At 43.3% G+C, this 15,427-nt stretch carries 12 protein-coding genes; 9 read left to right on the top strand and 3 right to left on the bottom strand.

The genetic code is table 11. The annotated features are described in order from the left end of the window. Positions 1 to 184 precede the first annotated feature (184 nt). On the bottom strand, positions 185 to 370 hold the full coding sequence (locus BBG47_RS04865) for a small acid-soluble spore protein H (protein WP_065290772.1): 186 nt from the start codon (positions 368 to 370) through the stop codon (positions 185 to 187). A gap of 78 nt (positions 371 to 448) precedes the next feature. Then, the gene (locus tag BBG47_RS04860; RefSeq protein ID WP_065290771.1) at positions 449 to 763 is read right to left on the bottom strand and encodes a DUF1904 family protein; all 315 of its coding nucleotides are present in this window, start codon (positions 761 to 763) and stop codon (positions 449 to 451) included. Positions 764 to 1,080: 317 nt separating this feature from the next. On the opposite strand from BBG47_RS04860, the gene BBG47_RS04855 reads away from it, so the two are divergent. After that, the gene (locus BBG47_RS04855; protein ID WP_065290770.1) at positions 1,081 to 1,683 is read left to right on the top strand and encodes an HD domain-containing protein; all 603 of its coding nucleotides are present in this window, start codon (positions 1,081 to 1,083) and stop codon (positions 1,681 to 1,683) included. A gap of 319 nt (positions 1,684 to 2,002) precedes the next feature. On the opposite strand, the gene BBG47_RS04850 is transcribed toward BBG47_RS04855, so the two are convergent. Beyond that, complete coding sequence (locus BBG47_RS04850) at positions 2,003 to 3,547, bottom strand: flavocytochrome c (RefSeq protein ID WP_065290769.1); 1,545 nt, start codon at positions 3,545 to 3,547, stop codon at positions 2,003 to 2,005. 273 nt (positions 3,548 to 3,820) lie between these two features. Between BBG47_RS04850 and BBG47_RS04845 the strand changes: the two genes are divergently transcribed. From BBG47_RS04845 to BBG47_RS04810, 8 genes are all read left to right on the top strand, one after another. Beyond that, positions 3,821 to 4,645, top strand: coding sequence for a MerR family transcriptional regulator (locus BBG47_RS04845; protein ID WP_065290768.1), 825 nt, complete (start codon positions 3,821 to 3,823; stop codon positions 4,643 to 4,645). A gap of 73 nt (positions 4,646 to 4,718) precedes the next feature. After that, positions 4,719 to 5,738 carry a serine hydrolase domain-containing protein gene (locus BBG47_RS04840; RefSeq protein ID WP_065290767.1) on the top strand — a complete coding sequence of 340 codons (1,020 nt, stop codon included), beginning with the start codon at positions 4,719 to 4,721 and terminating at the stop codon, positions 5,736 to 5,738. A 289-nt stretch (positions 5,739 to 6,027) separates the two neighbouring features. Further along, entirely contained in the window at positions 6,028 to 7,155 is a 1,128-nt protein-coding gene (locus BBG47_RS04835) for an NAD(P)/FAD-dependent oxidoreductase (protein WP_065290766.1), read from the top strand. Between the two features lie 274 nt (positions 7,156 to 7,429). Beyond that, on the top strand, positions 7,430 to 8,392 hold the full coding sequence (locus tag BBG47_RS29815) for a hypothetical protein (RefSeq protein WP_065290765.1): 963 nt from the start codon (positions 7,430 to 7,432) through the stop codon (positions 8,390 to 8,392). Positions 8,393 to 8,749: 357 nt separating this feature from the next. Beyond that, on the top strand, positions 8,750 to 9,256 hold the full coding sequence (locus BBG47_RS04825) for an RNA polymerase sigma factor SigV (RefSeq protein WP_065290764.1): 507 nt from the start codon (positions 8,750 to 8,752) through the stop codon (positions 9,254 to 9,256). Next, positions 9,253 to 10,122, top strand: coding sequence for an anti-sigma-V factor RsiV (gene rsiV / locus BBG47_RS04820; protein WP_065290763.1), 870 nt, complete (start codon positions 9,253 to 9,255; stop codon positions 10,120 to 10,122). The genes BBG47_RS04825 and rsiV overlap by 4 nt, the downstream gene beginning before the upstream one ends. Positions 10,123 to 10,439: 317 nt before the next feature. Then, a complete protein-coding gene (locus BBG47_RS04815) occupies positions 10,440 to 12,821 on the top strand; it encodes a polyprenyl synthetase family protein (RefSeq protein WP_065290762.1) in 2,382 nt (793 codons plus the stop codon). Between the two features lie 233 nt (positions 12,822 to 13,054). Beyond that, on the top strand, positions 13,055 to 15,235 hold the full coding sequence (locus BBG47_RS04810) for an MMPL family transporter (RefSeq protein WP_065290761.1): 2,181 nt from the start codon (positions 13,055 to 13,057) through the stop codon (positions 15,233 to 15,235). Positions 15,236 to 15,427 lie beyond the last annotated feature (192 nt).

The raw sequence follows: 15,427 nt of genomic DNA, 5'->3' as shown, positions 1-15,427 counted from the left end.
TTTCGTTTTGGGGTTATTTCAAAATCTTAGCTTGATGGCTATGTGACGCTATCCCTTGATTGGCTTTACAAAATGCATTCTTTATTCTCATTTACGATGGAAATGTATTGGAACGACATGACAAAAAGTGCCCTCTTGACGAAGGCACTTTTTGTCATGCAGCTGGCAATCCGTCGAGTTCTATTTAACCCAGATGCTCAATCAAGTTTGCGAGCGGAACATCCTGCTCCTGCTCTGGATCGTCAAGTGGATAAATTCGAGCAGATTCGTTGTCGGAATCTACATGCTGAATATAAACTTGTCTACCGTTGTAGGTTACGTTAGCCAGCATTGGAGAGCCTGCGATCTCTTGTGCGCGTTGTGCGTTCATGCCGATACCTCCTGCAATCATCATCTATACACTAGTGTGTGTAAATGAAATGGAAAATAATCGACATGAAACCCGTCATCATCTTAAAGGCTTGCCTTCTTTATAATAATAGTGCGGATCGAGGATGATGAAGAAAATGTGAACGCCTGGATATCCTCGCTCTCGCAACATATGGTCGATGCTGGCGGCAACGGCGTCATGTGTTTCCTTGTCCCGTTGGAACATCATAATCTCGACCGAAAGCGGAGTGTTCGTTATAATATGAACATTCAGTACTTCAATCTTGACCTTCTCCGGCTCCACGCGAACAATCGAGGCAAACTCCTCTACAATGTTTGGTGTAATCTCTTCCACGAAGGCATCTGGAAAAGCTTTAAATCGAATGTATGGCATATAAATCCCTTCAATCTGTTCTAATGTTCAATATTGTGATTTTAGGCGCAAATCGATGGAAAAGTCAATTCCCTTGTATCGAAACAATGCAGAATACCTATATTCAGCAGCGGGGGCGTAAATCCTTTTTCTTTCCTTGAAGAGTAAAGACTCATTTATTTAATCATATTAACAAATAAACATGACTCGCTTCGATCCTGTTTGAAAGAATAGGATCTTTTTATTACACTTAAGAGATTCATAGCATAATACAGAGAAGACAATGACGCAACGGGAGCGAAGAAATGATGGAGAGACAATCGATGAGGACTCAATTGATGAATATACTTAACGTGGTTAATCTTGGTGAGAAGTTAAAGTCTGAACTGCGGCACAGCTGGCTGTCAAACGGCAGACAGGAGAGCGTGGCGGAGCACACGTGGAGAGTATCGCTCATGGCCATGCTGATTGAGCCGTATTTAGATCAAGAGATCGATACCGCCAAAATGCTGAAAATGATCATTATTCATGAATTAGTGGAAGCAGAAGCGAAAGATATCCCTGCATTCGATACGATGAACAACGAACAATTGCGAGAACAAAAGGCTCAAAATGAAATGAAAGCCATACAACGAATTCGGGAAACATTGAAAGGGGATCTAGGGCGAGACGTATATGACCTGTGGATCGAATTTGAACATAAGCAAACGTATGAAGCCAAGGTTGCAAATGCTTTGGATAAACTGGAAGCTCAAATCCAACATAATGAGGCGGATATAAGCACATGGATTGAAATCGAATACGAGATGAGCTTTATGATGGGGAAGCATACCGACTTTAGCCCTGTATTGACTCAGTTGAAAGAACTCATTGAAGAGGAAGCAGAGGATAAACTACAACGTGCAGGTATTGATGTAGAAAATCGCAAGAGTAAGAAATGAACGGCGGCCAATTTCTAGCCGATTGGCAATTGAAGCGAAAGTCCTAGCGCAAGCGATGATCCCGGTTGCGAATCAAGACCGTACAGGAATTGCTATCTACACCCCGAATCAAATAGAGAGCGCGGCAATATGAATATATTGCATATCATCGGGGACTAAGGCTACAAGCTATTTTAATGGGGTACAGATACACATCATCTAAAATGACAATGACCCCGCCAGAACGCCAATGCGTCGGTGGGGTCATTCTGTGATGCAGCAATTTACTATTCAATCCTTGGGTAGGCTAATTTGATATTCCTCATAAAAGCTTTATCGCTTACTTGATCGATTTTGCATATTCAGCTGACTTCGTACCGGCTTGGCGACCGAAGATAATAATTTCCGCAACGGAGTTGCCTCCAATTCGATTCTCGCCATGCAATCCACCTGTCACTTCACCTGCAGCGAACAATCCTGGGATAGGCTTGCCGTCCTTGTCCAGCACTTCTGTATTCGTGTTGATTTTTACGCCACCCATGGTGTAGTGAATCCCTGGGCCGATTTTGATCGCATAGAATGGGGCAGCTGACAATTCATGATCCATCCCCGTTTTTCTGTCGAACTCCGCGTCTTTCTTATTTTTCACCGCACTGTTCCACGTATCGAGCGTTTTTTGCAACTCTTCAGCCGGTACCTTAATTTCTTCTGCCAGCGCCTTGATCGAGTCTTTTGTTTTGACAAAACCCATCTTTTCGTACTGTTCGATGGCTTTTGCTCGTGAGCGGACACCCGCGTCAAATATAAGGAACGCGTTTTTCTCTGGCAGCTTTGTAATTGCAGCCGTTACACTGTCTCGAGCAGCCATCTCGTTAACGAATCGCTTCCCTTTGCTCGAAACGAGAATCGCACCTTCGCCGCGCACAACTTCACCAATCAGGTAGGAGTTTTCCTGCTGTACAGTAGGATGCACCTGAATTTGCTTCAAATCAACCGTAGTTCCGCCCATTTTCTCAACCATAGAGATGCCATCACCTGTGCTTCCCGGTTGGTTCGTTGTGACATAGCCTTTCAGGTCGGGACGAACTTCAGCAATGCGATTCATGTTGGCTCCAAAACCACCAGCTGTAATGACAACCGATTTTGCTGCAATCGTTTTTTCTCCATGCTGGCTGAATCCAACCTTCACTCCCGTTGCTTTGCCATTTGAACTTGTAATTTCTTTAACATCCGCATTTACAAAAACCGGAATGCCTTTTTCTTGTACATTTTTAAGCAATCCAGTCACGAGATACTGGCCCACGGCTGAACCGTCTTTGGGACGGTGGGTACGCTTCTCGCTCATGCCCCCGGTAATGGTTATATTGTTGAGCGTGATCCCTATAGAATCGAGCCAGTCGATTGCTTTGGCCGAATTGTCTACGAAGAAGTGAAGCATATCTTTGTTGTTTGTGTTATGTCCGCCTTTGAGCGTCTCTTCATAGAACAAGTCATTTTTATCCGAAATGCCTTGTTCCTTCTGGAACTTCGTTTCTGATGCATTCATACCCGAAGATGCTTTGCTTGTATTGCCGCCTGCAACCGGCATTTTCTCAAGAATGACAGGATTCATCCCCGCTGCCTTCGCCTCAAGCGCGGCAGTCATGCCAGCACCGCCCGCGCCAACGATAACAATATCGTAGCTTTCCTTCAATTCCTCAAGCGGGGTATACTTTGCCACTGAAGCACCTGATGTGGCATCTTTTTCCCCTTTATCCTTCTCTTTTTGTACATTTTTGTTCTCGCCCGCATTTGTCTCGGGCTTCTTGCTTGCATTCCCACAGCCTGAAATTATAAGCAGCATAGAGAGCAAGAGAATCATGACAATGGTTGATTTTTTTTGCATGATGCGCAATCCTCCACGATGGAATCTGTTCTTATATGTTCTTGTCGCTAGGATGTATACAAAGCACCCTAAGTTGAACTGAGCGTTTCATCACATTTAGCATGTCATTTTCAGCTTTATATTATTTATGAACATCTGTAACCTAGATGGGGAGACATGAACGCTAGGAGTTGACTTTGCCCTTAGGGGAAGAGGTACAGTGGAGTTGAACACAGAACGATATACGATCCAAACTGATGACTGGATAAATGATCAAAGAACGGAGGGCATCACTTGTTGTCAATCGGAGAATTCTCGAAAATATGCGGAGTATCGACCAAAACACTTCGATATTATGGTGAAATCGGATTAATTAATCCTAGTGAGATTAACCCTGAAAATGGATATCGATATTATTCCATTAAGCAGCTTACAAAAATGCTTTTCATTAACCGTTTGAAATCTTATCACTTCCCGTTGGAGGAGATTAAAGACATGCTCGTGTGGGAGGAGAATGATTCGGAAGAAAAGTTGTGCGATTCCCTGAACCGCAAGCGAGAGGAATTACAACTCAAAATCCAAGCATTAGAACTTACGCTTGCAGAAATGAATCATGATATTTCAAATTTAGAAGAGGGCGTATCGATCATGTCGTACCTTGATCATATTGAAGTGCAACTTGTTGAGACTCAGCCTATGAATATTTTGTATATGCGTCGGATGATGAGCAGCGTTGACTACGCTGCTGGATATGGCAAGTATTTTGGTGCGCTCTATGAAAAAATTGCCGCCGATCATCTCACAATGACGGGCACACCAATGACGATTTATCACAGTCCAGAATACAACCCTGCAGGCAACGATACAGAGTTTGCTATTCCGATTCGGGAAGCGGTTAAGGGGACAAGAGATTTGCCGGAAGGACTATGTGCAAAGTCTGTCGTGAGGGGGCCATATGCGGAATTAACCTCGGTATATGCCAAGTTAAGGGAGTGGGTAGAAAAAGAAGGTTATGCACTAGTAAACTCCCCCTATGAAGTCTATGTAACGGATCCAAATCAAGCCGCTGAGCCTGAGGCAATGGTTACTGAGGTATATTTTCCTGTCAAGAAAAGATAGAACCTGAGACTGCCATCATCCTTAATTAGGTTAAACAAATTAACTAGGACAGTACTCTCGAAGGAGTTGCGATATGAATAGAAATGACTTAACAACTACAGAATGGCAAGTTGAAGTTCCATCTGTCTTGCGAATGGACGCTAATAAGCTATCAAGGCTTGAACCTATCATACAATCAGAGTATAGCAATATAAACGGGATGGTCATAGCGAGACATGGATACATTGCTTACGAAAGGTATTTTAATAGCTTCGGCCCAGATGATACGCACCATGTAGCCTCGGTGACGAAAAGTGTGCTCTCCGCGCTGATTGGAATTGCTATAGATGCAGGCTACATTCAACATATAGACCAGAGGGTGATTGATTTCTTTCCTGAATATGTGCCTGATAAGGCTGACAGGCTGATGCAAGAAATCACCCTTCGCCATCTTCTTACGATGACAGCTCCTTATGCATTTGAGGACTGGCGGGAGCCGCTGGACAAGATGTGTATGCAGCCTAACTGGATGATTTATACGCTAGATATGTTAGGGCAGAATGGAAGTATTGGGACTTTTAAATATTCAACAGCAGGGGCACATTTACTATCGGCCATTATTACGCGTAGCACTGGACAGAATGCTCAATCGTTTGCCAACGAACGATTATTCGCACCCATCGGCATGAGGATAATCCCTGATTATGAGATGAAGGAATATGACTTTGATCATTTATTCGGGAAGAAGGTAAGAGGGTGGGTGCAAGACCCGGACGGCAACTCTACAGGAGGGTGGGGACTTACATTAAGTCCCCGTGATATGGCTCGGTTCGGTGTTCTATATTTGAACCGTGGTATGTGGGACAATCATCAAATCCTATCCAGCTCATGGATTGCTGCATCAACAGCGATGAATCCAAATCATTACGGTTATCTATGGTGGCTGCGTGAAGAGGATGGGGCACTTGCTTACATGGCACTAGGCGATGGCGGCAACGTTATTTGCTGCGTTCCAGATCAAGATCTAGTCATCGCCATTGCATCTGTATTCACCACCAATCCTCGGGATAGATGGTCACTGATTAAGAAGATTATGTCAGCAGTAATAGACTAAGTAAGTTTGAAACTTACGGTTTCACATTCTCCAAGCTATTCTCGAACATATCAATGATTTCAAGGAACCGTTCAGTTGCTTGCAAGTATTGAATGAACGTGTATGTAAATAAACAAGAAATAAGCTAAAGTGTCAGGAAGAGCTTGAACCATCAAGCTCTTCTTTGTTGAACTTACAGCTCAGGAATTGGTTCTTCGCTGAAAACAGAAACTGGAACCTAACGCTTATGTTATTCTTTCAGGAAAAGTTCGTTATAATAGACTCAGGAAATGAGGAAAGGAAATCAAGTATGAAAAAAGTCATCGTTGTAGGAGCAGGAATTCTTGGGGCATCGACCGCTTACCAGTTGGCTAAGTTCGGAGCGGATGTCCTGATTGTAGACCGTAAGGATCAAGGACAAGCTACAGACGCTGCAGCAGGGATTATATGTCCATGGCTGTCACAGCGACGCAATAAAGCTTGGTACCGATTAGCGAAGGCCGGAGCCCATTTCTATCCGCAGTTAATCCAGGATCTCCAGAGCGAAGGGGAGACGGATACGGGTTATGCGCAAGTGGGAGCTCTCTGTATACATGAAGATGTTGAGAAACTCATCAAAATGGAAGAGCGCGCATACGTACGTAAAGCAGATGCACCAGAAATCGGGGAGATCACACAGCTTGATGAATCAGAAACGCAGGAACGATTTCCTCTGTTGGCTGAGGGATATCGATCCGTACATATAAGTGGTGCCGCTCGAGTAGACGGTCGTGCACTTCGTGATGCTCTGCTCCGATCCGCTCAAAGAAATGGCGCTGTCTTTATAAATGGTGATGCTACGCTTCAATATGAGTCGAATCGTGTTACAGGTGTAACCGTAGGTGAACAGAGCTACACATCTGAGCTTGTAATTGTATGTGCAGGAGCATGGGCTAACCCACTTTTTCAGCCATTAGGACTTGATTTTCAGGTAAGCTATCAGAAGGCGCAAATCATGCACTTGCGAGTTCAGGGGGAACACGACACCGGCGGCTGGCCATTAATTATTCCGCCTTCTGATCAATATCTGCTTACCTTTGACCAACAGAAGATCGTGATTGGAGCCACACATGAAAATGATGTCGAAGGTTATGATACGAGAGTAACAGCAGGGGGAGTACAAGAGGTTCTGAATAAAGGATTGCATTTAGCACCACAGTTAGCGGACAGCACAATGGAGGAGATTAGAGTCGGATTCCGCCCTTTCACACCAGGCTTCCTTCCCGTTATCGGCGCTGTTCCCGGCTGGGAGGGGCTTATTGCAGCCAATGGGCTAGGATCATCTGGTTTGACGGCAGGGCCTTATTTGGGTAGCCAACTTGCCAAAATGGCACTGAATATGGAGCTTGATATCGATCCGACGGACTATGATATTCGAAATGCCATGGAGGAAAGCTGAAACTCTGACCATCGATAAGTAGCATCATAATTATAATTTTTAGCAATGATAACAAGATTCAAGATCGTCATAGGTTCATGAGTACAATAACGCCGCTAGCTTCCGCCTCGAAGTATAGCGGCGTTTTTCTATACCGATGATTTCGTTCCATTAACACACTTCACCATATACAATCCAGCATTCCCCCTTGTTCTTTTTATGGAAATCAAACTTTTTCAGATAGCTTATTCGTCTTTCTTATGTACAGCAAGCAAGAATACATGGAGGTAACATAATGAAAAACCAACAAACAAAGAAAATTCCTTTATTAGCGATGGCGGGTCTCATTTGTGCTGTCAGTATCGCAACACCGCAAGTAATATTTGCAAAACAGGCATCCTCAACTCCAAAAGCAGTAACTCAACCGACAAAAAATAATCAGTCATCAAAAGTAGAGATTGGCCAAAAATGTAGAATCCCAGAACTAAAACTAAAGGAAAATACGTATGTCCTTGATTATAAGCAATCCGAAATTACTGGGGATAACATTCAAGACAACGTGATATTGGTCGGGACAAAAGAAAAGTTAAATGGAAAACTGGATACTTATGCGAGAGACTTGTCCATTATCATTCAGGACGGAAAAACCAAAAAATACGTGAAATACGATTGGATATTCAAAGGATCGGACGGAAAAATGTATCGAGAAATCGGAAGAGAACCGAATTTGATTATTGGCGACTATACGGGCAATAAAGTGAACGATATTATCGTAACGGCCCCTCAAGGCGGAAATGGCGGATTCGTGGATCATCTTATCTTAACTGGTGAAAACCTTAACCTCAAAGATGTTATGGCGGATAATCAAGCGCTATACGAGAATTCTCAGGCAAAATTCAGCGTTAAACTGCCTGCTTCATGGAATGGACATTACAAGGTAAACCCAATTTCAGGCGCAGAGGCAGATAAAGTCATGCCATTCGCAAAGCATGTCGTGCAGTTCGAATACGTGACGAAAGATAACAAAGATTCGGAAATAATGATGATGATCTCCGTTTTTACCAAGACTGATTGGAGCCGCCTCTCCAATGAAGATGGCCCGCCTGTAGGGAGTGTAATTGCGGAGGCCGACGGTATGGTATATGTATCTACAACGCCACAATCCAATCCATTTGATCCGAAGTCCAAAGATGGCAAAATGTTCGATCAACTCTATCAAGATCTAAACCTGAATAAATCTTTCGAGCTGATTAAATAGGTTTTTTAGTTCATACATCTAAGAGAAATAAAAAGGTTATCAATACATCTTCAAATTAGATATAAATATCAATGAACCTGCAGGACACGAAAACTCGATTTTCCTTTTGAAGAGGAGATCGAGTTTTTTGATTTCATTAACAACGTAAAATGTTGAACGATGACGACAGTACCTATATTTACATCACAGAATGATCTAACTTTTGTGATTAAATAAAAGTTGCCCCATGAGCTCGAAAAAATTTGAAAATTTTAGATCTACTTTTCACTGACTCAAGTACAAACTTTTTGAGTTGCTGTCTTCGTCTTATTCTATAGCAACAAAAAGATATGCGCATATCAAAGGGAGAATCTCTGCATGAATCACAAGTTCGAAAAGTTACTTATTCGTTTCATTACGGAACATAAAGAGGATATATATCGATTGGCTTACAGTTACGTTAAAAATGCTGAAAACGCACTGGATATTATCCAGGATTCCATTCATAAAGCTCTGTCATCATCAGAATCCTTGAAATCCGAAGGCTCCATAAAGAGCTGGTTTTACAGAATATTGGTCAATACAGCGATCGATTTCCTAAGAAGGCAAAAAAAAATACAGATTGTAGATGATAAGACATTGGAATTACACACCCCAGCAGGTGAAGATGTCTACCACGACATTGATCTCGAAAACGCATTGGATGAATTGCCTCCTGCATACCGAACTGTCATTGTACTTCGATATTTTGAAGATATGAAAATAGAAAAAATTTCGGAAGTCATGAATGAAAACGTCAATACGATAAAAACACGGTTATATCAAGGACTCCGCAAACTCCGAATTAATTTGAGTAATGAATTGTTAGAGGAGGTAAAGAAATGAGCGAGCAACTTGACCATCTAAAAAGAAAATATAAAGATATACCCATCCCTAGAGAATTAGATTCTGTTGTAAAGAATGCGATAAAACAAGGGGAGAAGAAACGGAAACGAGTGAACTGGAAGAAGAAACTGATTGGAGCAGGCGCAGCTGCAGCTATTCTGATGATAGCTGGGATCAACACTAGCCCTGCCTTTGCAAAAGCCATATCGAATGTGCCCTTGGTTGGTTCGCTCGTCAAGGTGCTCACGTTTACTGAATTTACTGTGAATGAAGAGACGGCCAAAGCCAATATCAAGGTGCCTGCCATCACGAATATGGATAATAAAGTACTAGAAACTGCCCTAAACAATAAATATCTTGAAGAAAATAAAAAACTGTACAATGATTTTAAGGCTGAAATGGAAGAAGTAAAGAATAGCGGCGGGGGACACGTAGGTGTGGAAAGCGGCTATGAGGTCAAAACTGACAACAATCAGATACTTGCCATTGGCAGATATGTTGCAAATACAGTCGGTACATCATCTACTACATTTACGTACAATACGATAGACAAACAAAATCAACTATTAATTACTTTACCAGGTTTATTTAAAGATAATAGCTATATACAGCTTATCAGCGAAAATATTAAAGAACAGATGAAACAGCAAATGAAGTCGGATTCCGATAAGACCTATTGGTTAGATGGTGAAATGGGCTTCAAAACCATAACTCATGATCAGAGCTTCTATATAAACAATAATGGAAAACTCGTCATTTCCTTCAATAAATATGATGTTGCACCAGGCTATATGGGCGTGGTTGAATTTATCATACCGACCAAAGTAATTACGGATGTACTAGTAAGCAATGTTTATGTCAAGTAAGGGATGTTCAAGATGTACTCCAAGCAACATTACGCCTGCTTGGGGTGCTCTCTTTAAGTTTAGGACGTGCTGTATGAGCGCTGTACTATTTGGCCGAACGCGATGATTCGAGAATACATTATCGTCGTTGTGGCTGGCTCGCAAGCAATAACATTCATAAGTTTCCACGTAGCTGCTCGTTCTGCGTAGGCAGCTTCTTCGTGTTGGAGAGTACTCGAGCAAAATACGTAACCCATAATATTCTTGTACGTATAATGTTATTAATCGTTGAAGCATGCATAAAGAACAATCTTATCGAAGTCGAGGGAAGGCACCTGATGAATGAAGCACTTATCGATCATGCCAATGCTGTGTATCGGCATGCTGAACAGAAGGCAGCTCAATATTTTTCAATACTCTATGAACAAACAGCGAAGAAGACTTACGTAGCCAAGTTAACCAAAGATATTCAATTGTGGAAAAAGAACCATCTTCCTCGTCATTCATGGCTATCCCTATTTTCGAAAAGCAAAAAAAGGCCATCAACGAAGGAGCATTACAAGTATATTCAGTGGCTGAATCATACCGGCAAGTTAGATGATTACTTGGATCGAAGCGTATCCTATATGTATATGAGGGATCTAGGCAAGGCGCTGGACTCCTCTGACACACAGTACCAAATGAAACGTGTCGCTGCTGACATCAAGCAACGGCTAATTCAATCCACTTCAGCAAGTGGGGGAAAACAACCAGAGTTAATGAGCTTGCCAGAATTATATCGCTGGGCCCAGAAGGAAGGCATTGAAGAGGACGTCATCTGGGTCATCAACAAGCTGAGTGCTGTATCCTCTCATATTCCGAAAGAGATGAATGCAGAGCATGCCCAGCGCAAGCTGATTAAGATTATTCTCGGGGTAGTTCTGAATATGAAGGAAGAGATTGATGATAATGCCCCCCTAGCAGACCGCACCAAGCGACTCGGTGATGCAATCAGACTGGGATATAGCTATGGTCTCACCTACCCGTTCATTGACGACCTTCTGGATTCTGGAGCATTAACGGCAGAAGAACAAGTACAATATTCACATATGATTCGTGAGGCTCTGATTACTGGCATCGTTCCAGAGCTCGGAGCATGGACAGGGATGCACACAGACATGTTCCGCTATATCCACTCTGAGCTGAGCGAGGCGTTCACCTATATTAAGGGTTACCAAACTTCACAGTCTGAGAACACCTTTTTTGAGCAATCCTATGTGTTTTTTCATTCTCAGGACATTGATCGTGTCAAGGATCTAGCAAATGCAAATTATACGAATGAAGAGATCTATATCCCAATCATCTTAAAATCCTCATCTTCCCGACTAATCGTCCGTTCGGTTATCCGTGCACCAGAGGATCGCGGGTTCGAACACCGGACATTCTATTACGGAATCTATAATCAGCTGGCGGATGACTTCGCGGATATGTTCGACGACATGCAGGACGGAGCCGTAACGCCCTATACGTATTATTTGAAGTATCATCAACAACGGCCTGATCTGCTTAATCCGTTCGAATTGTACTGGTCAGTGATCTCTTATATGATCCATCATGTCCATCATTCTGATGCCGCGACGCGCGAGGTCATATTGGATCGGGCAATCAATGGCTTGAAGCGCTGCAGGGAGCGAGTAGGCGCTGCTAAGTATGAAGAAATCATGGAGATATTCAACTTCGATGAACCGGCCTTCCATTCTCTTGTACAACAGATGGTGCAGAAGGCGGACAACGTGGATTTCTTAGATAAACTGCTTCGCGATCAGCTTGTTATTCAACTGGCGAACAATCGGAAGGAGAAGGAACATTTCCATAGTTCAATTGCAACCATTCGACAAGAGATTAACAGCATACTTCATATCACCAAGCCTAGCTCGCTTCCGATTGAAGATTCGCTCTATGACGCAGCCAATTACAGTCTCGAAGGAGACGGGAAACGCTTGCGGCCTATTTTGACTTGGGTAATGGGCGTGAACGAATATGGTCTGGAGCCGTCATCAATCGTGCCGCTGCTGCGATCACTGGAATATATGCATACGGCTTCCTTAATCTTCGACGATCTTCCGTCTCAAGACAATGCAGATACGCGCAGAGGCAAACCAACGCTGCACCAGCTATATAATAGCGCCACCGCGGAACTTACGGCTCTATTGCTCATTCAGAGATCGATTCAAGAGCAATCATCCCTAGATAATTTCGATGCAGCTACTGTTCTGGACTTAATTCGGTATTCGGCATGCAAGACAGAGGAATTGTGCAGAGGTCAGGCCATGGACTTGCAGTCAAAAGGAATGCAGCTGACGTTAGAGCAATTGAATGCAATCTGCTTCTACAAAACAGGGGTCGCCTTTGAGGCATCGCTGGTCATGCCTGCGATTCTGGCCAAGACTCCTGCAGCTGAGGTTGCGATACTCAAGAAATTCGCGTATCACGCAGGCATTGCCTTTCAAATTAAGGATGATTTGCTTGATAAAGAAGGGGATATGCAAGTGCTTGGTAAACCGGTAGGGCAAGATAAGGAGAACAATAATTCGAATTTTGTGTCCATCCTAGGTGTGAATGAAGCGAGGAAGATGATGTGGGGACACTATTGTCTAGCTGCAGAAGCACTACACGAGCTGCCTCGTCAAATTCCTTTTTTGAAGCATCTATTGAAGTATATCGTTACCCGGGATCGCTAATCCGGACATTGCGTAATCATGATGTATATATAGAAAAAAAGTTATAGACATTTTACCGCGTTAACCGCGGTTTTTTTATGCTCTTATACGCCATGAGGCCTTCTATTGAGCATCGATTCACGAAAGGACATGCCCAAAAGTACATTCTGACTCTGCCCGCATGTACGATTTCAAATGTCTGTTTGATCGCTATAATGACAGATATTCATGCTAGTAGAGGAAGGTGATTACACATGGCAGTATTCTTGTATAAGCTTGGTATATCAGCTGCTCGTAACAGAAAGAAAGTCTTGTTTGGAAGTATAGCAGTACTTATCATCGCCGTATCAATTGGTCTCGGTATGGGAATTCATTTAAACGGTGACATAACCATTCCTGGCACCAAATCCGAGGAAGCAATGAAAGTATTGAAAAAGGAGTTTTCGCAAGGAACTGGCCCTGAAGGTGGCACAATTCAAGTGATTTTCAAAGCCCCTGAAGGTCAAACGCTTGCATCGAAATCCACGCAAAACATAATCGCCAAGTCGCTAAAGTCTATTTCGAAAGATTCCGAGATTGCTTCGATCGTCAGCCCATACGAGGCAGGTACGATCAGTTATAAAAAAGAAATCGGATATGCGGTTATTACGTACAAATCCGAGGCCTTGCAAGTCACAGATGCATCTAAAGAGCTCGTATTGAAAAGTGTGGAGCAGGCGCGTAACGAGGGCTTGCAGGCTGAACTCGGCGGAACCGTCGAATTCTCCGAGCTTGAAATTGGCGGGACGTCCGAGATCATTGGCATTATTTCCGCATTTATGATTCTGGCGATAACATTCACATCCTTGCTCGCTGCTGGGTTGCCTATACTGACAGCAATCATTGGACTCGTGATAGGGGTCATGTCCATCATCATTGCCTCTAATTTTATTGAAATGGCATCATTTTCTTTGATTCTCGCCATCATGCTTGGGTTAGCAGTCGGAATCGACTATGGTTTATTCATTATTTCGAGATACAGACAAAATCTTGTTGAAGGCAAAAACGTGGAGGAGTCCATTGCGCATGCAAATGCTACCGCAGGCAGCGCTGTTATTTTCGCCGGATTGACAGTTATCATAGCGCTTGCCGGATTATCTGTAACGGGTATTCCATTCATTACGGTCATGGGCGTGGCAGGTGCATTCACGGTACTTGTGGCCGTACTTATTTCCGTCCTCGTCGTTCCTGCACTTCTAGGAATTGCAGGTGAGCGGATTCGTCCGAAGTCGAAAGCTTCTTCCATTCAGAATCCTCCTAAAGACAATGAGCACTCGAGTCGTTGGGGACGAATCGTTACGAAATATCCATTACCGATCGCGCTTGCAGGTATTTTGCTGTTAGGAGCAATAAGCCTGCCTGCACTGCATTTGCAAACAGGTCTACCGGATAAAGGCTCTAAATCGATCGACACAACGGAACGCCGCGGGTATGATTTAATAGCAGAAGGGTTTGGGCCTGGTATGAACGGACCGCTCGCTATTATTCTTAAGACGGAGACAACAGACAACGTGCAAGCGACATTCGCGAAGGTAGGGAAGGAACTAAGCGAGCTGCCAAATGTGGCAATGGCAACGCCACCCGTTCCGAATGCAACGGGTAAAGTAGCCATGATAACGATAATCCCTGATACCGAACCGAAAGATGAAAAAACAACTGACTTGGTTCATTTGATCCGCGATAAGGCGGCTGAATTTAAGCAACAGGATCAAGTTGAGGTTATGGTTACAGGTTCAACGGCAGTAAATATTGATATCACCGAAAAATTAAATGAGGCTTTGCCTAAATTTGCTGCTCTGATTGTGGGACTTGCTTTAATTCTACTCATGATGGTATTCCGATCCATCTTGGTTCCAATTAAAGCCGTCATCGGTTATCTTCTTACGCTTACAGCAACGCTTGGATTCGTCGTATTTGTCGTTCAGGATGGCAATCTGGCTAAGCTGTTCGATATTCCTGTAGCCGGTCCTGTATTAAACTTCCTGCCTATCTTGACTGCAGGCATTCTATTCGGATTAGCCATGGACTATGAAGTATTTCTAGTCAGCCGCATGCGCGAAGAATATAACCATTCAGGAAATGCGAAAAATGCCGTATTGTCTGGTCTTAAAAATAGCGGAAGCGTTGTAACGGCAGCCGGTCTTATCATGATTGCCGTGTTTGCAAGCTTTATCTTCGTTGAGGATACCATGATTAAATCAATGGGCTTAGCATTAGCGTTCGGCATCTTGTTCGATGCATTTATTGTAAGGCTGACAATCGTACCTGCGGTCATGACCCTAATGGGCCGCTCCGCTTGGTACCTGCCGAAATGGCTTGGACGCATACTGCCGAATATCGATGTTGAAGGCGAGTCTATTGAGAAAGTATCGGAGCTAAAGAAAGAAATCGTCTAATAAGATCGAATAGATATCTGGTAGTACTACATCATTGCCTAATCGTACATGAGGGGATCTGCCCTTATGTACGATTTTTTCATGTTTACAATAGGGTATAATAGAAAATATAATCGAAAACCGGAAAAAGTTGAAATACTGGATAGAACGAAAGGGGAGGACACATGGAAACGGGAAACGAGTTCAAGCAGA

This window comes from Paenibacillus sp. KS1, from assembly GCF_001680695.1.
GTDB lineage: Bacteria > Bacillota > Bacilli > Paenibacillales > Paenibacillaceae > Paenibacillus_B > Paenibacillus_B suaedae.
Note: the sequence above shows the minus strand (reverse complement) of the source record. Positions and strands in the feature narration are given on the sequence as shown.